General features: G+C 39.9%; 20 protein-coding genes and 2 pseudogenes. 12 read left to right on the forward strand and 10 right to left on the reverse strand.

Annotation, left to right across the window (positions count from 1 at the left end; translation table 11 throughout):
* Nucleotides 1-619 precede the first annotated feature (619 nt).
* Nucleotides 620-1,255 carry a methyltransferase family protein gene (locus ACFI34_RS05315; protein WP_462672674.1) on the forward strand — a complete coding sequence of 212 codons (636 nt, stop codon included), beginning with the start codon at nucleotides 620-622 and terminating at the stop codon, nucleotides 1,253-1,255.
* Nucleotides 1,256-1,262: 7 nt separating this feature from the next.
* On the opposite strand, the gene ACFI34_RS05320 is transcribed toward ACFI34_RS05315, so the two are convergent.
* From ACFI34_RS05320 to ACFI34_RS05330, 3 genes are read right to left on the reverse strand one after another with little or no spacing between them, the layout of a single operon-like run.
* Entirely contained in the window at nucleotides 1,263-3,272 is a 2,010-nt protein-coding gene (locus tag ACFI34_RS05320) for a putative bifunctional diguanylate cyclase/phosphodiesterase (RefSeq protein ID WP_462672675.1), read from the reverse strand.
* A gap of 1 nt (nucleotide 3,273) precedes the next feature.
* On the reverse strand, nucleotides 3,274-3,804 hold the full coding sequence (locus ACFI34_RS05325; protein ID WP_462672676.1) for a YfiR family protein: 531 nt from the start codon (nucleotides 3,802-3,804) through the stop codon (nucleotides 3,274-3,276).
* A 9-nt stretch (nucleotides 3,805-3,813) separates the two neighbouring features.
* A complete protein-coding gene (locus ACFI34_RS05330) occupies nucleotides 3,814-5,874 on the reverse strand; it encodes a TonB-dependent receptor plug domain-containing protein (RefSeq protein WP_462672677.1) in 2,061 nt (686 codons plus the stop codon).
* 481 nt (nucleotides 5,875-6,355) lie between these two features.
* On the opposite strand from ACFI34_RS05330, the gene ACFI34_RS05335 reads away from it, so the two are divergent.
* The 3 genes from ACFI34_RS05335 (at nucleotide 6,356) to ACFI34_RS05345 (ending at nucleotide 9,016) form a co-directional block, all read left to right on the forward strand.
* Nucleotides 6,356-7,369, forward strand: a complete 1,014-nt coding sequence (locus tag ACFI34_RS05335; RefSeq protein ID WP_462672678.1) for a Kelch repeat-containing protein — start codon at nucleotides 6,356-6,358, stop codon at nucleotides 7,367-7,369.
* A complete protein-coding gene (locus ACFI34_RS05340) occupies nucleotides 7,369-8,085 on the forward strand; it encodes an SIR2 family NAD-dependent protein deacylase (RefSeq protein ID WP_462672679.1) in 717 nt (238 codons plus the stop codon). Before ACFI34_RS05335 ends, ACFI34_RS05340 begins: the two co-directional genes overlap by 1 nt.
* A gap of 133 nt (nucleotides 8,086-8,218) precedes the next feature.
* Nucleotides 8,219-9,016: a response regulator transcription factor gene (locus ACFI34_RS05345; protein ID WP_462672680.1), complete on the forward strand. Its 798-nt coding sequence runs from the start codon at nucleotides 8,219-8,221 to the stop codon at nucleotides 9,014-9,016.
* A gap of 64 nt (nucleotides 9,017-9,080) precedes the next feature.
* Here ACFI34_RS05345 and ACFI34_RS05350 read toward each other — a convergent pair whose 3' ends face one another.
* Nucleotides 9,081-10,394, reverse strand: a complete 1,314-nt coding sequence (locus tag ACFI34_RS05350) for a M20/M25/M40 family metallo-hydrolase (protein ID WP_462672681.1) — start codon at nucleotides 10,392-10,394, stop codon at nucleotides 9,081-9,083.
* 404 nt (nucleotides 10,395-10,798) lie between these two features.
* Here ACFI34_RS05350 and ACFI34_RS05355 point away from each other — a divergent pair, with 404 nt between their 5' ends.
* The 3 genes and pseudogenes from ACFI34_RS05355 to ACFI34_RS05365 form a co-directional block, all read left to right on the forward strand.
* Nucleotides 10,799-11,140 carry a hypothetical protein gene (locus tag ACFI34_RS05355; protein ID WP_025256661.1) on the forward strand — a complete coding sequence of 114 codons (342 nt, stop codon included), beginning with the start codon at nucleotides 10,799-10,801 and terminating at the stop codon, nucleotides 11,138-11,140.
* A gap of 214 nt (nucleotides 11,141-11,354) precedes the next feature.
* Nucleotides 11,355-11,762, forward strand: a pseudogene (locus ACFI34_RS05360) (transposase); the annotation flags it as partial.
* Nucleotides 11,758-11,853, forward strand: a pseudogene (locus ACFI34_RS05365) (VOC family protein); the annotation flags it as partial. The pseudogenes ACFI34_RS05360 and ACFI34_RS05365, both read left to right, overlap by 5 nt.
* Nucleotides 11,854-11,977: 124 nt before the next feature.
* Here ACFI34_RS05365 and ACFI34_RS05370 read toward each other — a convergent pair.
* Both ACFI34_RS05370 and ACFI34_RS05375 read right to left on the reverse strand, forming a co-directional pair.
* A complete protein-coding gene (locus ACFI34_RS05370; protein WP_006794417.1) occupies nucleotides 11,978-12,658 on the reverse strand; it encodes an SDR family oxidoreductase in 681 nt (226 codons plus the stop codon).
* Between the two features lie 227 nt (nucleotides 12,659-12,885).
* Nucleotides 12,886-13,884, reverse strand: coding sequence for a DUF4382 domain-containing protein (locus ACFI34_RS05375; RefSeq protein WP_462672682.1), 999 nt, complete (start codon nucleotides 13,882-13,884; stop codon nucleotides 12,886-12,888).
* Nucleotides 13,885-14,228: 344 nt separating this feature from the next.
* On the opposite strand from ACFI34_RS05375, the gene ACFI34_RS05380 reads away from it, so the two are divergent.
* The gene (locus ACFI34_RS05380; protein WP_462672683.1) at nucleotides 14,229-15,083 is read left to right on the forward strand and encodes a mechanosensitive ion channel family protein; all 855 of its coding nucleotides are present in this window, start codon (nucleotides 14,229-14,231) and stop codon (nucleotides 15,081-15,083) included.
* 77 nt (nucleotides 15,084-15,160) lie between these two features.
* Here the strand turns inward: ACFI34_RS05380 and astB are convergent, their stop codons facing one another.
* The 3 genes from astB to ACFI34_RS05395 all read right to left on the reverse strand — a co-directional run bounded on the left by astB (nucleotide 15,161) and on the right by ACFI34_RS05395 (nucleotide 19,036).
* Nucleotides 15,161-16,507 (reverse strand): N-succinylarginine dihydrolase, encoded by a 1,347-nt coding sequence (astB, locus tag ACFI34_RS05385; protein ID WP_462672684.1) that lies wholly within the window; start codon nucleotides 16,505-16,507, stop codon nucleotides 15,161-15,163.
* Nucleotides 16,508-16,919: 412 nt separating this feature from the next.
* A complete protein-coding gene (locus ACFI34_RS05390) occupies nucleotides 16,920-18,023 on the reverse strand; it encodes an L-dopachrome tautomerase-related protein (protein WP_462672685.1) in 1,104 nt (367 codons plus the stop codon).
* On the reverse strand, nucleotides 18,020-19,036 hold the full coding sequence (locus tag ACFI34_RS05395; RefSeq protein WP_462672686.1) for a zinc-binding alcohol dehydrogenase family protein: 1,017 nt from the start codon (nucleotides 19,034-19,036) through the stop codon (nucleotides 18,020-18,022). The genes ACFI34_RS05390 and ACFI34_RS05395 overlap by 4 nt, the downstream gene beginning before the upstream one ends.
* A 110-nt stretch (nucleotides 19,037-19,146) precedes the next feature.
* Here ACFI34_RS05395 and ACFI34_RS05400 point away from each other — a divergent pair, with 110 nt between their 5' ends.
* Entirely contained in the window at nucleotides 19,147-20,046 is a 900-nt protein-coding gene (locus ACFI34_RS05400) for a LysR family transcriptional regulator (RefSeq protein WP_462672687.1), read from the forward strand.
* Here the strand turns inward: ACFI34_RS05400 and ACFI34_RS05405 are convergent.
* Entirely contained in the window at nucleotides 20,035-20,493 is a 459-nt protein-coding gene (locus tag ACFI34_RS05405; RefSeq protein WP_462672688.1) for a MarR family winged helix-turn-helix transcriptional regulator, read from the reverse strand. The genes ACFI34_RS05400 and ACFI34_RS05405 overlap by 12 nt on opposite strands.
* Before the next feature lie 135 nt (nucleotides 20,494-20,628).
* On the opposite strand from ACFI34_RS05405, the gene ACFI34_RS05410 reads away from it, so the two are divergent.
* From ACFI34_RS05410 to ACFI34_RS05420, 3 genes are all read left to right on the forward strand, one after another.
* Nucleotides 20,629-21,057, forward strand: a complete 429-nt coding sequence (locus ACFI34_RS05410; protein WP_286248757.1) for an organic hydroperoxide resistance protein — start codon at nucleotides 20,629-20,631, stop codon at nucleotides 21,055-21,057.
* Between the two features lie 187 nt (nucleotides 21,058-21,244).
* Complete coding sequence (locus ACFI34_RS05415) at nucleotides 21,245-21,598, forward strand: metalloregulator ArsR/SmtB family transcription factor (RefSeq protein WP_462672689.1); 354 nt, start codon at nucleotides 21,245-21,247, stop codon at nucleotides 21,596-21,598.
* A 38-nt stretch (nucleotides 21,599-21,636) separates the two neighbouring features.
* A complete protein-coding gene (locus ACFI34_RS05420; protein ID WP_462672690.1) occupies nucleotides 21,637-22,647 on the forward strand; it encodes an ArsJ-associated glyceraldehyde-3-phosphate dehydrogenase in 1,011 nt (336 codons plus the stop codon).
* Nucleotides 22,648-22,671: the final 24 nt, after the last annotated feature.

Consider the following 22,671-nt stretch of genomic DNA (forward strand, 5'->3'; position numbering starts at 1 on the left):
TGCTGTGGGCTCCACGACATTCTACTGCGTAGCGCACCGACTTCAAATACAAGCAAGCCCGTTCGAATTAATCGGGCTTTTTTACGTCTATAGAAAAGTAATATTCAGCACTTTCTTCTCTAAAGCGCAGCGTCTCTTAAGCTAAACGCCTCTTTGTGGACAGTGCTTTGGGCTATCAAATGCATTGAGCGATGGTAGTGAAGCACTTCACCGCTGTGGGTACTATGTTATTCTAATGCGTAGCGCATGGACTCCAAATAAGAGAAACCCGTTACAGCAATGTGATGGTTTTTTTGCTGTCTGGGGTTTAATAAATAGCCAAGAGCCCAAACCGCACTCAGTAGTGAAACAAAACAGAGCGAAGGCGATCACCGCGTAAGGCAGCCTTTATACACAATAATAATTTCTATTTCATGGTAACTTTTACAGATTTACTTCTCTATGTAATGATTTAAGGTTTATAACAATATAAAAAATACTAGCGATTAAAATAAGCGTATTGGATAATACTTCTTATAGAGAGAACTTATTATTGGTTTTGTTTAACTTTACTTGTTAAAAGTCCTTATGGGCTTTATGCTCTCCTTTTGCTAACGTTTTTACTCATTCAGGGTCCTCTATGTCTTTCCCCTTATTTATTGATGGCCCACCTTCTTTAATAGAGTTTACTCGTATCTACCTTGCTTTGTTTTATACATTTGTAGCAGGCTTTTATACCTATAGAATTATTTATATGACACGTACTGCGAAAGAAAACATTGTTTTTCCTGGAGTTAGGTATTGTGCAAGTTGGTGGAACCATACTGCGTTTAAGTTTTTTAGAGCCTTGATATGGTTTGTATGTGTGTTGCGAGTATTTCTTCCTTCGCTTGATAATTACCTAGGGCTTTTTACTGGTTTGAATGATTGGCCAGGTGTTATGTTTGGCAATGTACTTTTGACAGCAGGCTTTGCTTTATCTATGCTTGTTCATTTCAATATGGCCTCATTATGGCGTTCAGGGGTTGATCCAAACGGTCCACGGGAATTAAAAACAAAAGGGTTATATCAGTTTTCTAGAAACCCTATGTATTTGGGCGTGATAGCCGCTCAAATTGGATTTTTCTTAGCGTTGCCAAGCTTATTTAGTTTAATATGCTTAGCCGTTGGGGTCGCAGCTATTTACAGGCAAACTCTGGTAGAAGAAAAGCATTTAACAGAGAGCTTTACCGCTGAATATAAAGAATATTCACAGGTAGTCCCTCGGTGGTTTTAATTGTGCGTTACTCTTCAATGAATTCGCTGATAAACACATTTTTTGAAACTGGTTTAGAAAAGTAATAGCCTTGAATATAATCACATTGCATCTGTTTTAGTAACATGTACTGCTCTTGTTTTTCTACTCCCTCAGCAACTACTTCTACATTTAAGTTATGGGCCATTGTGATAATTGCCCTTACTAGTGCAATGCTATTATCATTTTTTTCTATATCCTTTATAAATGAACGATCTATTTTAAGGATGTCGATATCTAATCGTTGCAAGTATGCCAGTGATGAGTAACCCACGCCAAAATCATCAATAGCAACATCTATCTGAAATTCACTGAGGCGTTTGAGCTGTCGTTTTATTTCTGAATCAGTTCCCATTAGGGTGTTCTCTGTTACTTCTATTAAGACAGAGTGTTCGGGTAAATTGAATTGTTCGCTTGCCTGTATCCATTGCTCAACCCACTCACCAGAGCGATCAATCTCCAATGGTGAGGTATTAATACTAACTTGTATAAGGCGTTTAGATAATTTATTGAACAAAGTGCAGTCTTTTATTGCTTGCGATTTCACCCAGCGGCCTATGTCGCTTATTAAGCCATTTTTTTCTGCAATAGGGATAAATTCATTAGGCCCTATTAATCCTTTTTGTGGATGATTCCAGCGGATCAATGCTTCGGCTTTAGTAATGCTCTTACCATCAACAGAAAAAATAGGTTGATAGTACAATTCAAACTGATTTTCTTTTAAACCAAGTTTTATTTCTTCTATGAGTTTTCTTTTCTCAGTGGCTTTTTCTTCAATTGAATAAGAGAAAAACTCGTACCTATTTCTACCTTTCTTTTTAGACAAATACATTGCTTGGTCTGCACGTTTTACAAGCTTTTCTACTGTACTACCATGCTCAGGATAAAGAGTAATCCCAATACTTGCGGTAACACATACAGTTTCTTCTTTTAATTGTATCGGTTTTACTAATGCTTGTTTGATTTTATCAGCAACTTTAACAGCGATTGTTTGGTTAGCGTTTTTTAAAATTAATGTAAATTCGTCTCCGCCTAATCTTGCAATTATATCCTCATCTTTTATGCATGCTTTGAGTCTATTGGCTACATGATGTAACAGTAAATCTCCGTAGTCATGGCCTAGGCTATCATTAACGTCTTTAAAACCATCAAGGTCTAAAAATATCAATGCAAAGCTTGTATTGTCATTACTGATAAGCGTTTGTATTTCTTCGTAGAAAAAACGACGATTAGGTAAGTCGGTTAAACCATCTTGGTATGCGTAGCGGTGAAGTTCGCTGTTAGCATTTTCAAGCTCTTGGGTACGTGTTTTAACTTGATTTTCTAAAGCGTGTTCACGTTGCTCTATTGTATAGAGCATATCGTTAAAACATACGGTTAATTCGCCAACCTCATCATTAGAGAGTTGCTCGGCACGTAAACTATAGTCATTTGATTTAGTGATGTCGTTAGCTGTTTGAGCTAAATATAAAATGGGGCTTAAAAAACGACGCCTCAGTAACAATGAAATAATTAGGCTGACAGCAAAGGATAGTAGCGTGAGACTAATTATAAACTTTACATAAAAATCTATTCGATTATTGATATAGCTATTGTTAGCATAGATTACTAATTCGCCAACGTTGTTACCATCTATAGTCAGTTGTTTTTTTACTTCAACAGCATGCTCAACATTATCGGATAACATGTGCGAATTAGTTTTTGCTACAATATCTCCAGTTCGATTAGTAACAATAGCAGAGATTACATCTGTACGAGTAAGAATAGGCTTTATTAGTTCTTGAATTGCTTCTAAATCTTCAAAGATAAGTGCGGTGGCTATATTTGGAGACATCATGTTTGATAGAGAGTTTAGACTTTCTATTTGTTCGCCTTTTGCACTGCTTAATTCGTATGTACCAAATGCTACAGTTACAATACTACTTGATATAAATGCTACGCTCATCAGTATAAAAAGCAGCTTTTTACTAATAGTGTCTAAGGTGAATAGTCTTTTCATTCTAACTATCCACAATTCGCGCAAGGCGTAATACTTTAGAGCTTATTGTTAAGCCATTTGATTTAAGGTTATTAGGTGATATTTCGAAACGGACCTTACCGCTTGATAGAAAAAATCTTATGTGACCATTGTTTTCTATAAATCCGTCACTTTCTCCCACTAATAAAATATTTTGATAAGTTAAACCAGGAGTATTCACCCAATCTTGGTATGTTTTTGATGTAATGAATACCATGTTGCATTGTGTTAGTGAGCTACTATTAAGTGATATGTGTTTATTTACTAATGGGCGCTTTTTAATACTGCGCTTAGTGAGTGCAACATCAGCAATGTTGATGAATGTTTCGTCTGGGCTACATAATGTAAAGTTATTACTATGGTACGTCGGTGTTACCCAGTTTGCAAAGCGAGCAAAGTTATATAAAAAACCAGCCTTGAGCATATACTCTTTCTCAGTCGCAGCACTATTAGCACTAAAAAATAGTGTTAATGTAATTAATAGCCCGTTGAGTAAAAGTTTTAATAGCTGCATTAAATAATCTTAAAAACTGGCTTTAATTGAAAATGTTATACATTCATCAATGTAGTTAGACAGTGTGTAGGTTTCACGAGTGTTGTTATATTCTATATGGGAGCCTGCAAATAAGTTTTTACCCGACAAAGCCGAAGACCATGTTTGATTAATTTGATAATTCCAAGTTATATCCATTGTTGTGTAGCGGTCGGTATTATAAGCGTCTGAGTTTTCAACTCTAAGCGTTGCAAAAATGGTATGTTTATTAAAAAGCGTATAGTTTACTTTGCCAAATACTTGTCTATTAGTTGAATCAAAACCTATAGTTGGTGTTGCTCCCTCGGGTAAATCATAATCAATTTTTGTATAGCTATACCCTAGTTCTGTACTTAGGTTATTCAGCGGTTGCCAGGTTGCAACTATATCAAACCCGTTAGTTGTTGTTTCACCCTGCGAAACAACATCAAGATCGACACGAGTTTGAGTAAGCGCAAATGCCGCTTGTTCAAATTGACCGAGCTGAAAAAAACGTATAGCAGGTAGAAACTGATTGGGGTCGGTGTTAAATCTAATCGCTGCTATATTATCGGCATCTGTATGGAATGCGGACAAATCGAGAGACGTGTTATTTTCTTCAAAGCGGTAGCCTAATTCGTATGAAACGTAGTTTTCTGATTCAACTTTGTCGTTGCCATTGAGGTAAGTGGCAATCGCATATTCATCAATAGCTTTAATGCCAGTACTTCCACCAAGAGCCTCTTCTACAACTGTCCCATTCACTTTGTAGTCATCATTAAACTCTATCAGGGTAGGTGTACGCACACTTCTGGATATAGCGCCCCATATTAGATGGCGCTCTTGTGGCTTATAGATAACCCTAGCCGATGGTTGGTTTTCCCAGCCAGTTAAATCATTGTGGTCGAGCCTAGTGCCGACAACTAAATCAAGATAATTGGGTATAACATTATATTGGGCTTGGATTAATCCACCATATTGTTGAAGATTGTCTAGGTCTTTATCACTGTCTAAAAATACACTTTCCTCGAAAGATATTTTGTTATATCTGTAATTCAAGCCCCAATCTAGCTGCAAAGAGTCATATAAAAAGTTCATTTGGTAGTCTATATCTATAGATTCAAAGTTTTCTTTTATATATGTTTGGTTGCCACTTTGCTTTAGCCATGACACTTGCAACATTTGGTTTGCGTCGGGAGATATTCTATTTTCTAGGCGTGCCATAACACGAGAATCAGTACGTGATAAGTCTCCAGAAAATGAAACGTTTTTATTGGTCTCGTCAATAACTCCACGGTAGTTTTGGCCTAAGTTAGAGTGTGTAACATCACCTTGTATTAAAGCAGACCACTCGTCGCTTGGTGTAAAGTCAGCACGCAAACCCAAAGAATGTTGTTTGGCTGTGTCGCTAGGCGTGAGTGAAATCCCTTTTTTTGACTCATTAGCGTCTTTTACATGACCATAAATACGGTAACTGCCTTTATTACTTAAGTCGCCGCCATATCGCGCGTTAGCATCAATATTTATTTGATTACCGGTAGTCGCATTCGCGTAGGCGCCACGAGTATCAATACTGTTTTTAGTAATAATATTGATCACACCATTATTTGCATTTGTGCCCCACAATAGGCCGCCTTGACCGCGAATAACTTCTATTCGTTCAATATCATAAAGTGGGACATTCAGTGTTTCCCAATAGACAGCAGCAAATTTAGGTGTATATAAGCTTTGCCCATCAACCATGACTAAAAGCTTGCTTGAAAATCGAGACGCAACACCGCGCGAAGAGATTGCCCATTGATTATTATCAAGTTGCCTAACGATAAGTCCAGGTACCATTTTTAATGCTTCTGGTACTGAGTTTGCGCCAGATTTATTAATTTGCTCTTTACTTAAAACATAAATAGACGAGGCTGTGTCAAATGCAGATTGAGCTCGCTTCATTGCCGACGTTACTTGAACATCCATTTCCATTAGTGCACTAAGATCGAGTTCTGCATCTTCAAAAGGATCTGCAATTACAAGCGGCGATAAAAACAATAATGGCCATAGTGATTGATGCGAAATTTTCACTAAGGAACTCCTACCTAGTCATAAATTATATAAGCGAAATTGCTTTTCTTAAAAATTTGAAGAACATTACATTAACATTATGAATAGTGTAAATATAGCAAAAATACGTTGCTACTTTTTATGTGAGCCTTTAACTTTTTTCAATATATCATTAGCTTATAAAGCAACCACAATTAAAAGTAAACCATAACTAACGTATACACAGCTTCATTAATACTAGTTTTAAATGATTAACAATACATATTATCTTTAAACAAAAGTATTAAGTCCATATTTAATTGTTTTTTATATCAACTAAAAGCGGATGATTTTTACACTTAACGTAAGTTCATAAAGTTAATTTAACAAAAAGTAGCTTTGACTTATTTTATATTTGGAGCTGTTGAAAGCAGCAAGTGCATCACAAGGCTTATCAAAACTGGTTCAGCGTTGAAAAATAAATTAACCTTACTTTATTAACCTTTAACAAGATTATTTTTATATGAGTTTTATTTTTTCTGCACTGCTAGCTAGCCTTCCTGCTTTACCTGAGCCTGTTGCAAACAATGCAGTAGCTAAAGTTACAGCGCAAAATAACACCTATTTCTTAAGCTTTATGGGCTTAGCTTCAAATAAACAATTTAGTGATGTACATAATAAAGTGTGGGCATTAAAGCTGGGAGAAAGCCAATGGCAGGCTAAATTGGCAGTACCTTCTAGCTTGCCAATTAAGGGGCGTTTAGCAAGTACAGCAGTTGGTATAGGCAAATACGCTTATGTATTTGGTGGCTACACTGTTGCTGCAGATCACACGGAAATATCGAGCCCCGACGTGTATAAATACAATATAACCACAAATAGTTATACGCAACTCAAGTCTATGCCAGTCCCAGTAGATGACAGTGTGGCGCTAAGCTACAAAGAGCGTTACATATACCTTATTAGCGGTTGGCACAACGATGGCAACGTAAATTTAGTACAGGTTTACGACACACATACCAATAAATGGCAGCAAGCTTCACCGTTTTTAGGTGAGCCTGTTTTTGGCCAAGCTGCGGCTATTAGTGGGAACACTATTATTATATGTGATGGAGTAAAAACCCAAGCAAATCCAAATTCACGCCGCTCTTTTGCAGGGGTTGCACAGTGTTTAAAAGGCACAATAAATGTCAACAACCCACAAAAAATAGATTGGCGAACGCTGCCACACCCAACAGGCGAAGCACATTATCGTATGGCTGCTACAAGCTATAATGGCCATATTTACATGCTAGCTGGCTCAAGCAACCCCTATAATTACGATGGCATTGGTTATAACAAAAAGCCAGCTCCAGCAAGTCGTCATGCATGGCGCTTTAATATTAAAAATAATACATGGCAAGTCATGCAGCCACTTAAAACCGCAACGATGGATCACCGAGGCTTACTAGAGCATAACGGTATTTTATATCGTATTGGTGGAATGAATAACCAACAGCAAGTTATTAATGATGTGCTAGGTTACGAGGTTAAATAATGAATACGCTTTATATTACCGGCGCAGGGGTAAGCGCGGCTAGTGGTATACCCACGTTTAGAGGGGAAGAAGGATTTTGGACTATAGGCAGTAAAAACTATACGCCTATGGAAATGGCAACGCGCGCAATGTATCAAAATAATCCACGCGAGTTTTTAGCTTGGTATTACAACCGTTTTGCAACGTATCGTAACCATGGCCCTAATGACGTGCATCATTGGTTGAGTGATAAAAACTTAATAACCCAAAATATAGATGGGCTTGATGGCAAAGCCGGTAACAAAAATTACATTGCTATACACGGCAGGCTCGATCAAATGACGCTATTTCATGAGCAAGGCGAAACTGTTAAACCGCTAATGACCCCGTGGGATAATGTAGATGAAAGCCGCCTGCATGAATCTCTTTTTGAGCTATTTAACATTCAAAACCAAACACCTGAGCTTAACCACTCGTTTAAGCCATTTGTGTTGTTATTTGATGAATTTTACACCGAGCTTTACAGAATAACCCAAGCACAGCAGCGAATGCTCAACGCTGATAAAATTGTATTTATGGGCACCTCGTTTAGTGTAAATATCACCCAAATGGCATTAGAAATAGCCCGTACTTATAACATACCTATCGAGGTGGTCGATCCTAAACCTGCTCACATACTACACCCAAATGTAAGTTATAAAAAAATGACCGCACTTGAGTACATTCAGCAGTTTTAATTTTTTATAATCTTAAAAATTACAAATAAATGCATAAAAATATTCGTTTTGTTAACCCCAGTGATACATGTTGTTTTATAATGAAAATGTAAAATCGAAATCGTTTAGCAATAACATAACCCAAGAGAGTTACATGAGTGATTTAACTGCAATAGCCAATTTATCAATATTATTAGTAGAGCCGTCAGAGGTTCAGCAAAAACTGATAATCAAATCACTAACTCAATGTGGTGTAACGCAAGTAGAAACTGCAAGTAATCAAGCGCAAACGTTAGCATTGCTAGAAAAGTATCACCCAGATTTAGTTATTAGTAGCATGTACCTAGCCGATGGTACTGCAGATTCTCTGTTACAAAGCATTCGTTCAAACCCACGCACAGAAAGCCAAGCGTTTATGTTGATCTCGAGCGAAAGAAATAAAAAATACCTAGAGCAATTAAGGCAGTCGGGCGTATTAGCTATTTTACCTAAACCATTCAGTGCAGATGCAATTACACGCGCATTAAAAGCAACGCTCGATATAATTACAGAAGAAGAGGTCGAACTAGAGCATTTTGATGTCACTTTATTACGTGTTCTGGTTGTTGACGATAGCCGTTTTGCGCGCAAGCATATTATTCGTGTGCTTGCTGGTATGGGAATTCCAGCCCCGGTTGAAGCAGAAGATGGTAAACAAGCAATTGAAAAACTTAACGAGCAGTCATTCGATTTAATTGTTACCGATTACAACATGCCAGAAATGGATGGTCGCGAGTTAACCGAAACAGTACGTGGCTCAAATGCTTACTCGCATATTCCTATTTTAATGGTGAGCTCAGAGGCAAACGACACTCACTTAGCCAATATTGCGCAAGCGGGCGTTGATGCCATTTGTGATAAACCGTTTGAACCAGCCACAGTGCGAGAGTTGCTCTTCAAAATAATGTCGTGATAGATATTTTTTCATCACATGTATTTGAACGAGTGGAAAAATAACAGCACTCGTTTTAAATACTTTACATCTGGCCTAATCGATAAATAAGCAGCGCTGTTTTAGCGGTGTTTTTATTTAGGCTGGTTAAATCGGCGGTTTCGTTTTTAGTATGCGCGCCACTACCCATTAGGCCAAGGCCATCAAGTGCCATATCAACATGGTTTGCAGCAAACGAAATATCAGCCGCGCCGGCATTACGTGGGTTTGCAGCCACCACTTTGTTATAACCTAAATCTTGGCTTGCTTGGCTATACAGTGCAAGCAGCTTTTTATTACCCTCAGTGAGCCCCATTGGTGGGTAGCCGTCTTCAAAAATAAGCTCAGCGTGACTGCCATTTAAGCTTTTAGCCACTATTTGCTGCATTACTTTTTTAGCGCCTTCTACCTGCTTTGGCGAAAGCGCTCGTAAATCACCCGCTACATGCACGGTTTGCGCAATTACGTTATTTTTACCAAACGCCGTGGCTGACGAGTTAGCACTGTCGTAATCGGCATTTGTACCGCCTACAATAAGCCCAGGGTTAAAGGTTAAGTTAGGTTGCGTGGCAAGTTGCTCTCTAAAGTTATTTAGAATACGCGACGCCTCGTAAATAGCGCCATAGCCCACATTGTCACTAAATATTTGCGATGAATGTGCAGCATTGGCCGTTACATTTAACGTCCAGCCGGTATAACCACGGCGCGCCGCCATCGCAGTTTTTATATTGTTATCGCCGTTCTCAAAGCCTAGCGCTACGTCAGCCCATATTGCGCCATCAACAATGGCTTGTTTAGATAAACTAAGTGGACGACCGCTGCTTTCTTCATCGCCGGTAAGCAGTACTTTTATGCTTACGTTTTCAAGTAAATTAAGGGCTTGTAAGCTTTTGAGGGCGGTAATTATAATAGTGTTACCACCTTTCATATCGGCTACCCCTGGGCCGCTCGCGGTGTGTTCATCAATTTGTTTGTAGGCAGTAAAGTTATCGTGTTTGGCAAACACCGTATCAAGATGGCCGATCATCAGTATTTTTATTGCATTGGGATCATTACTCTCATGAGTTGCTAATACATGCCCTGCGCGGTTAAACGCGCTGCCATCTAACCATTCAACCTCAAAACCAATGGCTTTTAGTTGCGAGCTTGCAAGCGCGCCCACCTTTTTTACGCCTTCAATATTCAGTGAACCGCTATTAATATTTACCGCTTCTTTTATCTCTTCAAGCGCTTGCGGCATGTTTTGCTCAACTTGTTTTACTATTTCACGCTCGTTTTTATTAAGTGCCGCATAGCTTGTAAGCGGTAGGGTACTTGCAAGGATAAATATAAGTGCTTGGCTAAATTTTAAAAGGGACATAACAGCCTAATAATTGAATGTAGTTCAGCTAATATGAAGTAAAAATACAACGGGTTCAATAGAAGTAGAGTGTGATTTTTAACTAATTTTATAAGCAGTAACGAGTTGCATGGTTAAGGGTTAAAGGGGTATGCGTTACTGGCTTAAACTCAGGTATTTAAAATATGATTTGTTAATTAATAACCAACCGGTATAACTAAACAACGATTTGTCTAATATTACTGATCTCCACCATTTTGGGGTTTTGCTTCATTTAAGAAAGCTAAGGCGAAGCTAACTATTTGTTTACAGGTGTTTATTTTATAGCTAGGATAAAATCACTGTAATATATGGATATTTGTCGGTTTGTAAAACGACAAATGTCGTAGACTAAATTGTTATACGATTCACGGAAGGACACATTTGTGCGCGCATTCTTACTCTTTATTGGTTGGTCTTCAGTTATTGGAAGCTTCGGAGATGGCGGGCTAGGTATATACGCTTTATGGCTGGCTATGTCCTCAGACCTCGTCTCTATTGGTATATCTTTAGATGAATTTCTAAAAAGCTATGTAGAGGTTATATATTGGGTAAAAAGCGTCGCATTCGTGGTTATGCCTAAAGACTTTGCATCTTGGTTGTTTTCTGTGCCTGCTTTAGCATACTTCCCTACGAGGATTGTAATGAGTGCAGTCATAGGTTGGTGGGCATTAAAAAAAGCTTCAGAAATAAAGGCACGCGACAGAAATCGTATAACAATCGCATAAACTCGCTCGCAGGCTCGCTGGGACAATAACACGTAGGCTCAGTCGCTTCGCTCCAATTTTAGCCTACGTGTTATTGCCCGTTATGCGGGTGTTGAGGCTGTAGAATTACTCTTTTTAGAAACATATCCTATTATACAAAACTGATTGTTTTTTAACCTTGAAACCACAGGGTTACTGTGATCTAATAGATATTATTCACCCACGGTAAATTGTTATGGCCAACTACAAGCCTGACTTATCCTGCCAAAATAAATTCATTCCCATCAATTTCGCTGAGCAAATTTTACCAGGTACCTTTGAGTATGCGCTTTGTTATATTGTCGAAAATAAACTCGATTTGTCGGGCTTTGACGCGTGGTATAACAACGATAAAACGGGTGCTGCGGCGTATCCGCCCACGGTCATGTTAAAGATTATTTTACTCGGTTATGCGCATGGGTTAATAAGTAGCCGCCGAATAGCCAAGGCCTGTGAGAACAATATTCTGTTCATGAGTGTGTCAGGGGATATTCAGCCGCATTACACATCAATAGCGGGTTTCGTAGCCAAAATGCACGAACAGATTGAGCCACTATTTACGCAAGTATTGATGATATGTGATGAAGAAGGCTTGATAGGCCGTACTGCATGATCCGTCAGGACATAAAATTAAGCTATATTGGGCGGGTGTTAATAGAGTTAATCCACCTTGGCGTGTAGAAATACGCAGCTAATCAGATTTTTAATTATGCAGTATTCAAACTTACGCTATTAAAATCCAACCTCATTTAAGTATAAAAAACCGTCAGGTTTAACGCCATTGGCATTAAACCTGACAGCTCAAACTCAAAATCAACGTTAGTTAGTGGGCATTAAATATATCTCGCGTACGCTATTGCGCTGGTTTGCTTCTATTGCAAACAATACCGCGTCGGCTACATCTTGCGGGTCGAGTTTGTCGGGTTTAGCTTCATCAAAAAATGGGGTGTTTACCATACCTGGGGCTATGGTGGTACAGCGGCCGTTCCATTCGCTCATTTCTTCAGCTAAGTTTTGCCCAAACCCGTAAGCAAACCATTTAGTTGCACCGTAAATAGAGCCTTTTATTGGCTTACGGCCAGCGGCTGAGCTGGTTAATATAAAGTGGCCTTTGTTTTGGCGTAAATGTGGCAATGTAGCTTTTGCCGTCCAAAGTAGGGCTTTAATGTTTATGTCTATCATGGTTGACCATTCATCGGGGTCGCCTTTTTCAGTGCCTGCGGTTGAAACGCCCATACCTGCGTTAGCAAATGCGGCATCTAGTCGGCCAAATTTTTTAAGCCCTTTTGTTACTACGTTTTCAAGTTCGGTAAAGTCGGTGGCATCTGCGGGGACACTCAGTGCGTTATCTTCACCTAATGACTCAACTAATTCAGCTAATTTATCTTCACTTCTGGCGGTAAGAATGACTTTATGGCCGTTATTAACCAATGTTTTTGCACTCGCTTCACCTATGCCACTAGAGGCACCTGTAATTAGAACTACTTTTTCTTTCGCCATGATTATTTCTCCTATGTTTACATATTCAAAATGATAAGAACGGTTTAACTAACACGTGCTATTAACTGTACCAGTTCTGGGTTAACGGGGCTTGAATGCAGGACACTTTTCGAATGAATTATTTGGATGATGTTAGGTCAGTGGCTTTAATGGATTTTTGTGAAGGTGGAGTGTTCGTTTTCGTTATACTTTTTATAAAAAAGCGCACCTTAAAGTGCGCTATACGTTTATTGTGTTATGTCAAAGCTAAATGAAAGGTCCTCAGTTTGCGGTACACTAATTTGCTTAAGTTGATAAACAGTGAAATCAGTATCTTCTAGCTCTGCATCGTCTATATGTGCGGTGCACGTATAGCCAAGTTGGTAGTCTCCAGGTGTAATGAAAGCAAGCTCAAACTCATATTGGTTATCGTCTTGATCAAATACAACATTTGCGGTCGCAAGTGGAGCATCTTCTGGGGTTTGCTCATCTATTTCGTATATATCTTTAGGTATTTGAGCATCTGATGAATATAAATATACGGCGTGTCCAAACGTTGAATCTGCAGCAGCAGTAGCGATATTGTCTGTTTCACAGTTATTAATAAGCGCTTGGCTTACTGTGCCTTCAATTTCTTGTGACTCAGAAAGATTTTGTAATCGTACGCCTCTAGGTTTTAAAAAGATCTCCTCATTATTTTGGGGATCGACCAGCGATTTTTTTAGGTCAAATTCTAAAACAAAGTCGTTATCAGTTTGGTTAAGTGTAAAGCCATCGAGTTGTATTTCGCCTACACCATCATTCCCTTTTCTTTTTACTACGAGTGGAGCAATGCTGTCGTCTTCGTATACTACGTGAGATGTAAAACTAAGATTATTAGTATCGCCATTTATAACCTGAGCGCGGATCCACGAGTATTCGCCTGCAGGCACTTCTTGATCGTCAAGCAGCTCAAAAACATCGTCCCCGGTGTAATCGAGCAAATTAACCATTTGTGGTTGAGATGCGTCAGCTTCACTTCGGGTTTCAAAACTGAATTCTTCATCGCCTTGTGTTTTAATAGTGATTGAATCAAACACGACGTTAACCGCTTTTAAACCACTAACCGGCGCATCTGACACACCAAGGCTAAAGGTTGATTTGTCGCTAGATTGTGGCGGTGTTGTGTCATTGTCATCACTTGAAGAACCACACCCGGCTAATGCAAAAAGAACGGCGCTGCTGACTAATGTTGATTTAAAATTCATGATTTACTCCTTTAGTTTATAGCGGATTGTAGAAGAGCTAAGCTGAATTTAGATTGAATAGGTTTTTAGAATAGTTACTTGAAATGAATCTTTATTTTACTTTGCGCATTTTTGAACAAAAGTATGTACGCCATAGGTTAACTAGTTTGTGAGCACTAAGGTTTTAAGAGTGAAAATTTAAGCGAAAAAAAGAAAAACTTTGCCCAATTAATTTGCTGATATAGGCACACCTTCCACTTATTTTAATGCTATCGCTTTAAAATTTTTACTATATACTCCCGCCACTTCTTTTGAAGTGTATAGATTTAATTCTTGCTGATAATCAGCCCATAGTTGGAATATGTATGAAAGATAGACTTATTGTGTTTTGGCAAAGCCATTCAGAAACTATCATCACTTTAGGTTACAAAGTGGTATTAGCCTTGGCTATTTTAGTTGCGAGTGCGCTTATTGCGCGTTCAGTAAAAAAAGCGATTAAAAATTCTAAGTCGCCATTAAAAAAAGTAGACGAAACGCTACTGCCGCTTTTATCGAGCATTGCGGGGTATTTAGTTTACATAATTGCTGGGCTGTTTATTTTAGATATTTTTGGCGTTAATACGGCAAGCTTAATAGCGCTAATGGGCGCGGCGGGTTTAGCGATTGGTTTGGCGCTTAAAAACACCTTAAGTAATATTGCAGCTGGCATTATGTTATTAATACTTAGGCCATTTAAAATAGGCGATTTTGTAGATGCGAGTGGCACACTTGGTACAGTAAAAGAAATAAACTTATTTACGACCATTTTTAAAACCACCGACGGCCTTTATATCGCATCGCCTAACGGTAAAGTGTGGGGCGGCAACATTAAAAACTTTACCCGCAACGGTAAAAGGCGCATGGATATAGTAGTGGGAATTTCGTACGCCGACTCTATTGATGTTGGCTTAAATGTACTAAAAGAAGTTGCCGAATCAGAAAGCCGATTACTCGCAGAGCCAGCGCCTAAAGTAATGGTTACCTCAATAGGCGAAAGCGCAGTAAATATTCAATTACGTGCATGGGCTGTAAATGGCGATTACTGGCAAACCGTGTGGGATTTAAATAAACGCGTTAAAGAGGCCATAGAAGGCGCGGGGCTGAGCATTCCGTTTCCGCAGCGTACGTTGCATATATCTGAGTCGATGGCATCGGCAGTAACGGTTAATAAAGATATTTAAACTCTATTAGCACAAACACAAATAAAAATAGCGAGCCTTGGCTCGCTATTTTTGTATTAGCTTTTTGCTGACGAGTATTAACCTTCTAATTGAAAGTCGTACACTGAGCCTAAATTAAGCAGCTGGGTTAGTTCATCCAGTGCTTGGTAGCTTTCGGTGAGTAGGGCTGAGTCGGCAAAGTCGCTTGCGCCTAGCTTATCGCGGTAGTTACGTTTTGCCCAGTCACAAAGTTGTGTGTATTTAGTATCGGTTAAAATAACCTCTGGGTTTACTGCGCTTAGCTCTTGTTGGTTAAGGGCTACGCGTAAACGTAAGCAGGCAGGGCCGCCGCCATTTTGCATACTTTGGCGCAGGTCAAAAAACTGCACTTGGTTTACAGGGTTATCCGCTAAAATCATTTCTTCAATATAGGCGTTTACTGCGCTGTTACGTTGACACTCTTGTGGCGCTACTAATAGCATTGAGCCATCGTCTAGGCTTACTAATTGGCTATTAAATAAGTAACTACTTACTGCATCGCTAATGCTTACTTTATCGGTAGGTACTTCAATTATGTATAGCTGTTTGCTGCCGGTGTAGGCATCGCGAATTTCTTGCAGGGCATCTTGTTGGTTTAAAAATGCTTGCTGATGGCAAAGTAGTACGTTTTCGTTCCCAACTGCAATTACATCGTTATGAAACACGCCTTGGTCTATTACATCTGGGTTTTGTTGCAGTAAAATTTGGCTCGATTCTTTTAAGTTATGTAATCGACAAATGGCTTCTGAGGCTTCTAGTGTTTGCCTTGCAGGAAACTTAGCCGGTTTTGGTAGTTGGCTGTTAAAGGCACTTGCACCAAATACAAACATTTCTAGGCCTTGCTCGCCGTGGCTGTCGCAAAGTCGGGTGTGGTTAGCCGCGCCTTCATCGCCAAAAAAGCCCTGATCGGGTAAATGCGTATGGTGTGCAAAATAGCTATCGTTATTAAACATGGCTTTTAGTAAGCGGGTAGTGGTTGCAGGCTCTAGCGAGCGATGAAACTTATTGTTTAAATTAGCTGAGGTAAAATGCACTTTGCCATCGAGGGTGTCCGGCGATGGAGAAACAGTAGCGGCATTAGCGGTCCACATTGCAGAGGCCGAATAACACGCGCGCAATAAAATAGGGTCGGCTTTAAATGCTTTATGAATAACTTGCGAATCGTTGCCGGTAAACCCTAAGCGACGTAGTACGTTTAAATCGGGGCGTGCGTGGGGCGCAAACACACCTTGTGTTAGGCCTTTGTCGTGCATGGCTTTCATTTTTTCAAGGCCCTGTAACACAGCTTCTTGAGGGTTTGAAAAACTTGCCGCATTATTTAACGAGGCAACGTTACCATACGATAAACCCGCATAGTTGTGAGTAGGGCCAACTAAGCCATCAAAATTTACTTCTAAGGCGTGCATACACGTTCCAATCATATTGTTTTTAGTAACTTAACAATACAACGCAATGGCCGCGCTTGCAAAGCCTATAAATACGAAATTTATCGGCTGTAAACTCGCTCTTTATCGCACGTAGTATGGGTATTGCTCGGATCGTTTACCTGCCATACGCTAATGTCTAAACGCCATAGTAGGTAAAGGGTGTGGTATAGGTTAGCCATGGTATTTTCCTTGAAAGTTTCACTGAACACATCTGTACTTTGAAAGAATTATGCCAACTGTTAATTGAATATTTTATGAATACAAATCAGATATTTATTAAAACACTAAAAATAACTTTTAAGCCCTTAGCACCACTTTGAGGCTAAAAGGCTTAAAAGTTGCACCAAAAAGCCACGCAGCAGGTGCGTGGCTTTTGTTTTATACGTGGTAATTAGCGGCCTACTTTACCCCTTACTAGCGGGTCGAATGACAGCACACTAAATTTTCCTTGGCTGGCATTTTTACCGTTATTTAATACTGGCGAGCGATGTAGCTCATCTACGGTAAAATATATTTTATGATCGGCGCCATAACTAAAGCCATCAGGCCAGCTTAAGCGCTCGTCTTTAAATAATACGTGGTATTTACCGCTTGGTTTTACTACACCAATCGCGCCGTTGGTTATGTCTGTAACATACACATTGCCGCCGCCATCAACAATAATACCATCTGAAATGGGTTTAGTGCCGTAACGCGTTACTTTACTTTCAAGGGCGCTTGCGCTCAGGCTTTTATTATTAATATCGCTTGTGGCAATACGGTAAACCGATGTGCCAGACATAGAGCCAAAGTAAAGCCACTGTTCGCTTGGGTCGAGTGTGATTGGGTTTACCCCTAAACGTGCTGGTTGGCCGCCTAGTTTCATGGTGCGCCCTTCAATGACCATGTCGATGTTTTCGGCTGTGGTGTATGGGCTATTTTGTAATACTCTGCGCGCCTCACCTGTTTTTAAATTTACGGTAATAATAGCGGCTTGGCTGCCTTGTGCGGTGTCGGCAATGTATACAACGCCGTGTTTATTATCGATAACTAAATCGTTTAAAAACGAGGTGTCGGTAATGGTGGGTTTAGCTAAATAAATTATTTTATGCAGCTGCTCTTTATTGGTATCCCAACCGATTAAACGCCCAGCATGATCAGGGCCTGAGGTATCAAGCATCCATAACACGCCATCAGCAGATACATTTATGCCAAGTACGTCGTAAAACCCTTTACCGTTTTTGTACGCGTATGCCCATTCTTCATTAGGGTAGGGTTTGGTGGTGCCATCGTTTAATAGCTCCATAATTTTTTGTTTTTGGCCGTAAAAACCATGTACCGATAAAAACTTACGACCCGATGGCGTAATAGCAATATTACCTGGCGGGTGCTGCGCGTCGAATGTAGCAACTGTTTTTAAATCGGTGTGCGTAGGTTGGGTATTCGCAAACACACTGCTGGTTAAAAACGCAGTGCTATAGGCTGCAACTAAAAGTATTTTTTTAATCTGATTCATGCTTCAAAGCCTTCTAAAACAAGTTTACCGCGTGAGGTGTGCGATTCTAAAATTTGGTGCGCTTTATATAAATTAGCGGCGTTTATTGGGCCTAAATTTTGCCCAAGCGTGGTTTTAAGTGTACCTGCGTCTATAAGCTCACTTATTTCATTAAGTAAGGTGTGCTGCGCTGTTATATCGGCGGTAGTAAAAAGCGAGCGGGTAAACATAAACTCCCAATGCACTGAAATACATTTACGCTTAAACTTTAAAATATCGAACGATGTAGGGTCATCTATTAGCGCAAATTTACCTTGCGGTTTAATACACTCAACTATTTGGTCTTGGTATTGTTCGGTGTGGGTTAAGCTAATAACGTAATCAAACTCAGTTAAACCGAGCTCTTTGCGCTGCTCGTTTAAGTTTTTAGAATGATCGAGCACGTGATCAGCACCCAATTCTTTAAGCCAGGTTACGCTTTGCTCGCGTGATGCAGTACCTACTACGTTTAGCCCAGTAAGTTGCTTGGCAAGCTGTACTAAAATAGAGCCAACACCACCTGCGGCGCCAATAACTAACATAGATTGCTGAGTATTTTGCTTATTTTTAGGCACTTGCAGGCGATCAAACAGCATTTCGTAAGCGGTAATACTGGTTAGCGGCAGCGCTGCGGCTTGTGCATCGGTTAATGTTTTAGGCGCACGCCCTACAATACGCTCGTCAACTAATTGAAATTGCGCATTACTGCCTTGGCGCGATAAATCGCCGGCGTAAAATACACGATCCCCCACATTAAATAACGAAACCGAGTCGCCAACGGCTTTTACTATGCCTACGCCGTCCCAACCTAATACTTTGTAGCCTTGCTCTGGCGCTACATTGGCACGTATTTTTGTATCTACAGGGTTTATTGAAATAGCATTTACTTCAATAAGTAGGTCGTGCCCGTTAGCGGTTGGTGTATCAAGTTCAATTGCTTGTATAGAGCTTGCTGTAAGCGTTTTAGAGTTTTTGCTATAGCCAAATGCTTTCATATGGGTTCCTGGTGATTTTAAGTGCTTTTTAATATGTAAGCACTATAGCTCAGTTGAAAAATAGAAAAAGACATGAAAAACTAAAGCACTTTCAAATTTTAATTGAAAATATGCGATCATTTAACGATATTCAAACTTTTATAGATGTAGCCAGTTGCGCCAGTATTTCTGAAGCCGCACGGCAAAACGCGCAAACCCCAGCGGCGGTAAGTGCAGCTATTAAGCGCCTAGAAAAAGACTTAGGAAACGTGCTGTTTATTCGCTCTACTCGTAGCTTACGCTTAAGTGTGGCAGGGGAGCAGTTTTTAAGTTACGCCAAAGATTCCCTATCGCTTATTCAACAAGGGGTAGCTGCAGTACAAACCGCAGTAGGCGAAGTAACGGGAACGCTACAGGTATCGGCCCCGTGCGATTTAGGGCGTAATAAACTAAGTGAATGGCTTAATGAGTTTTTAGCACATTACCCACATGTAAAACTTAAACTGCATTTAAGTGACGAAGTAAGCGACATTTACAGCCAATCAATTGATATTGCACTGCGCTTTGGTGTACCAAAAGATTCGCAGTTAATTGCAGCGCCGCTTTTTTTAAATAATGCGCGTATTTTAGTGGCTTCTCCTGAATATGTGGCAAACAATGGATTGCTTACACATCCCCTTAACTTAACGCAGCACACCACCATTACCTTTATGCGCTTTGGTGAAGTGTTTAAAGAATGGCGATTTTATAAAAATGGCGAAGTGCAAAAAGTGCAGCTAAATTGCCAACACATAGTAAACGATGGCGAAATGGTTAGGCGCTGGGCGCTAGAGGGCAAAGGTATTGCGTATAAGTCGTACTTAGATGTAATTGATGATTTAGCAAGTGGGCAGCTCGTTCATTTATGCCCCGAGTGGAAAAGCGATCCGCTACCGCTTTATATGATGTACGCCGATCGGCGCCAAATGACCCCAGTGATCAGCGCATTTAGGGCGTTTATTCAACAAAAAATAACCGCGTTAGTGGGCTAACTCATCATCGTTTTTAGTTGTTAAATCGCTTATTACTAAATCAAGCAGCTGCATTAACTGTTTGGCTTGTGTGGGGTCTACACTTTCAAACTTACATAATATATTTTTTGGAATATCAGCAGCTTCGTTTTTAAGGGCTTGCCCACTTTGGGTAAGCTGAATTAGGCGCTTACGCTTATCGTGCTCATCTTTAATAACAGCCAGCAGAGACTTTTCGGTCATTTTTTTGAGTATTTGGGTCATAGCGCCGCCATCAATAGCTGTTTTATTTATTAGCTGCGCTATGGTTATTTTGTCTTGCTCCCACAGCGCCATCATTACTACATACTGCGGATACGTTAAATTAAGTGCAGCTAAAGGCTCACGGTAAGCACGTGCAATGCTATTTGATGCCATATATAACCTATGACAAAGCTGATTTTTTAACTTTAATTGCTCAAATGACATACCTAACTCCTAGTGCGTTAATACCTTCAACTCAAAAAACATTTTAATTTGCATGCAAAGTATTTGCAATCCCTAATTACTTGCTCTATCATTTTGCATGCAAACTAAATTAATTAATAAACTTTGGAGTTCACTATGAATGTATTACAAAACGTTGCCTACACAGCAAAAGCAACTGCAACCGGTGGCCGTGAAGGTGTAGCTAAATCAGACGATGGCCGTTTAGATGTGAAACTATCAACCCCAAAAGGGCTAGGTGGTGACGACGGACAAGGCACAAACCCAGAGCAATTATTTGCAGCTGGTTATGCAGCGTGCTTTATTGGTGCACTAAAATTTGTAGCCGGTAGCGAAAAAATTGCTCTACCAAGTGATACACATATTAATTCTGAAGTCTCTATTGGCGCGATTGAAGGCGGTTTTGGCATTGCAGTTAAATTAGCTGTATCACTCGGTGATATGGATAAAACAGCAGCGCAAGAGCTGGTAAATAAAGCACACCAAGTATGCCCATACTCAAATGCTACACGCGGTAATATTGAAGTGGAGCTTTCGGTTATTTAATTAACTGATTACTTAGCATTGTAATAGCCCAGTGGTTTGCCACTGGGCTTTTTTGTGCGCTGCAATTTACTAGAGATCACATTAATTGAAGCGGGCTTTTAAGTGAATATACGAAAAATCGTATATTCACTATTTCATATATTCTAATCTTGTTTTATTGTATGCACACTAACTAAACGAGGATGCTATGGAACAACTCAACCCACTTCAATTTTATAAATGCTTAGCCGACGATACGCGCTTAAGAGCCATGTTATTAATTAGCCATGAGCAAGAGCTATGTGTGTGTGAGCTTGTTGCTGCGCTGGAACTGAGCCAACCTAAAGTGTCGCGCCATTTAGCGCAACTTAGGCAGTGTGGCCTATTGAGCGACCGTAAGCAAAATCAATGGGTGTATTACAGTATTAATAAAGCCCTGCCACAATGGGCTCTTAGCGTAATAGCACAAACCAAAAACGAAAATTCTGCGTTTTATAACGACGATTTAAATCGACTCAATGCAATGGGTAATCGCCCTGAGCGTGCAGCAAGCTGCTGTTAATTAAGCAAATTGATATAACTTTATTAAAGGTATTTATTATGACAATTAAAGTAGGTATTAACGGCTTTGGCCGTATGGGACGTTTAACACTGCGCGCGGCTTTAGAGTGGCCAGAAGTAGAATTTATTAAAGTAAACGATGTAGTGGGCGATGCTAAAACACATGCTCATTTATTAGAGTTTGACTCAGTGCACGGCCGTTTAGCACACAGCGTTACAGCAAACGAGAATAGCTTTAGTGTAGGCAAACACACTATTGCAGTTACCAATAATAAAACCATTAGCGATACCGATTGGTCTGATTGCGATGTAGTGATAGAAGCCAGCGGTAAAATGAAAACCACTGAGCTGTTAAATCAATATTTAGCACAAGGTGTTAAGCGCGTTGTGGTAACCGCACCGGTAAAAGAAGACGGCATTTTAAATGTGGTTATGGGCGTTAACGATAATTTATATAACCCAGATGAGCACAAAATTGTGACTGCGGCTTCGTGTACAACTAACTGTTTAGCGCCAATTGTAAAAGTACTACAAGAAAAAGTAGGCATTAAGCACGGCTCAATGACCACTATTCACGATATTACTAATACCCAAACTATTATTGATGCGCCACATAAAGACTTACGTCGTGCTCGTTCGTGCGGGACAAGTTTAATACCTACCACAACCGGTAGTGCAACAGCCATTACGCATATATTCCCTGAGCTAAAAGGTAAATTAAATGGCCATGCCGTGCGCGTACCGTTAACTAACGCATCTATTACCGACTGTGTATTTGAGCTTGAGCGTGGTGTAACTGCCGCTGAGGTAAATGAATGGTTTGCTCAAGCGTCTAAAAACGAGCTTGCTGGTGTATTAGGTTACGAAGAAAAGCCGCTTGTATCGATTGATTACAAAACCGACCCGCGTAGTAGCATTATTGATGCGCTCTCTACCATGGTTATTAATAATACCCAGCTTAAATTATACGCCTGGTACGATAACGAATGGGGCTACGCAAACCGTACTGCCGAGCTTATGCTTAAAGTTGCTAAAAGCGACTTGGTTTAACCATTTATAAGGTTTAAAGGGCGT

The organism is Pseudoalteromonas sp. PSi26, from assembly GCF_054960575.1.

Bases quoted from the DNA above. Each gene is read 5' to 3' on its own strand.
- ACFI34_RS05315 (WP_462672674.1), top strand. From the start codon at position 620: ATGTCTTTCCCCTTATTTATTGATGGCCCACCTTCTTTAATAGAGTTT.
- ACFI34_RS05320 (WP_462672675.1), bottom strand. From the start codon at position 3,272: ATGAAAAGACTATTCACCTTAGACACTATTAGTAAAAAGCTGCTTTTT.
- ACFI34_RS05325 (WP_462672676.1), bottom strand. From the start codon at position 3,804: ATGCAGCTATTAAAACTTTTACTCAACGGGCTATTAATTACATTAACA.
- ACFI34_RS05335 (WP_462672678.1), top strand. From the start codon at position 6,356: ATGAGTTTTATTTTTTCTGCACTGCTAGCTAGCCTTCCTGCTTTACCT.
- ACFI34_RS05340 (WP_462672679.1), top strand. From the start codon at position 7,369: ATGAATACGCTTTATATTACCGGCGCAGGGGTAAGCGCGGCTAGTGGT.
- ACFI34_RS05345 (WP_462672680.1), top strand. From the start codon at position 8,219: ATGAGTGATTTAACTGCAATAGCCAATTTATCAATATTATTAGTAGAG.
- ACFI34_RS05350 (WP_462672681.1), bottom strand. From the start codon at position 10,394: ATGTCCCTTTTAAAATTTAGCCAAGCACTTATATTTATCCTTGCAAGT.
- ACFI34_RS05370 (WP_006794417.1), bottom strand. From the start codon at position 12,658: ATGGCGAAAGAAAAAGTAGTTCTAATTACAGGTGCCTCTAGTGGCATA.
- ACFI34_RS05375 (WP_462672682.1), bottom strand. From the start codon at position 13,884: ATGAATTTTAAATCAACATTAGTCAGCAGCGCCGTTCTTTTTGCATTA.
- ACFI34_RS05380 (WP_462672683.1), top strand. From the start codon at position 14,229: ATGAAAGATAGACTTATTGTGTTTTGGCAAAGCCATTCAGAAACTATC.
- astB (WP_462672684.1), bottom strand. From the start codon at position 16,507: ATGCACGCCTTAGAAGTAAATTTTGATGGCTTAGTTGGCCCTACTCAC.
- ACFI34_RS05390 (WP_462672685.1), bottom strand. From the start codon at position 18,023: ATGAATCAGATTAAAAAAATACTTTTAGTTGCAGCCTATAGCACTGCG.
- ACFI34_RS05395 (WP_462672686.1), bottom strand. From the start codon at position 19,036: ATGAAAGCATTTGGCTATAGCAAAAACTCTAAAACGCTTACAGCAAGC.
- ACFI34_RS05400 (WP_462672687.1), top strand. From the start codon at position 19,147: ATGCGATCATTTAACGATATTCAAACTTTTATAGATGTAGCCAGTTGC.
- ACFI34_RS05405 (WP_462672688.1), bottom strand. From the start codon at position 20,493: ATGTCATTTGAGCAATTAAAGTTAAAAAATCAGCTTTGTCATAGGTTA.
- ACFI34_RS05410 (WP_286248757.1), top strand. From the start codon at position 20,629: ATGAATGTATTACAAAACGTTGCCTACACAGCAAAAGCAACTGCAACC.
- ACFI34_RS05415 (WP_462672689.1), top strand. From the start codon at position 21,245: ATGGAACAACTCAACCCACTTCAATTTTATAAATGCTTAGCCGACGAT.
- ACFI34_RS05420 (WP_462672690.1), top strand. From the start codon at position 21,637: ATGACAATTAAAGTAGGTATTAACGGCTTTGGCCGTATGGGACGTTTA.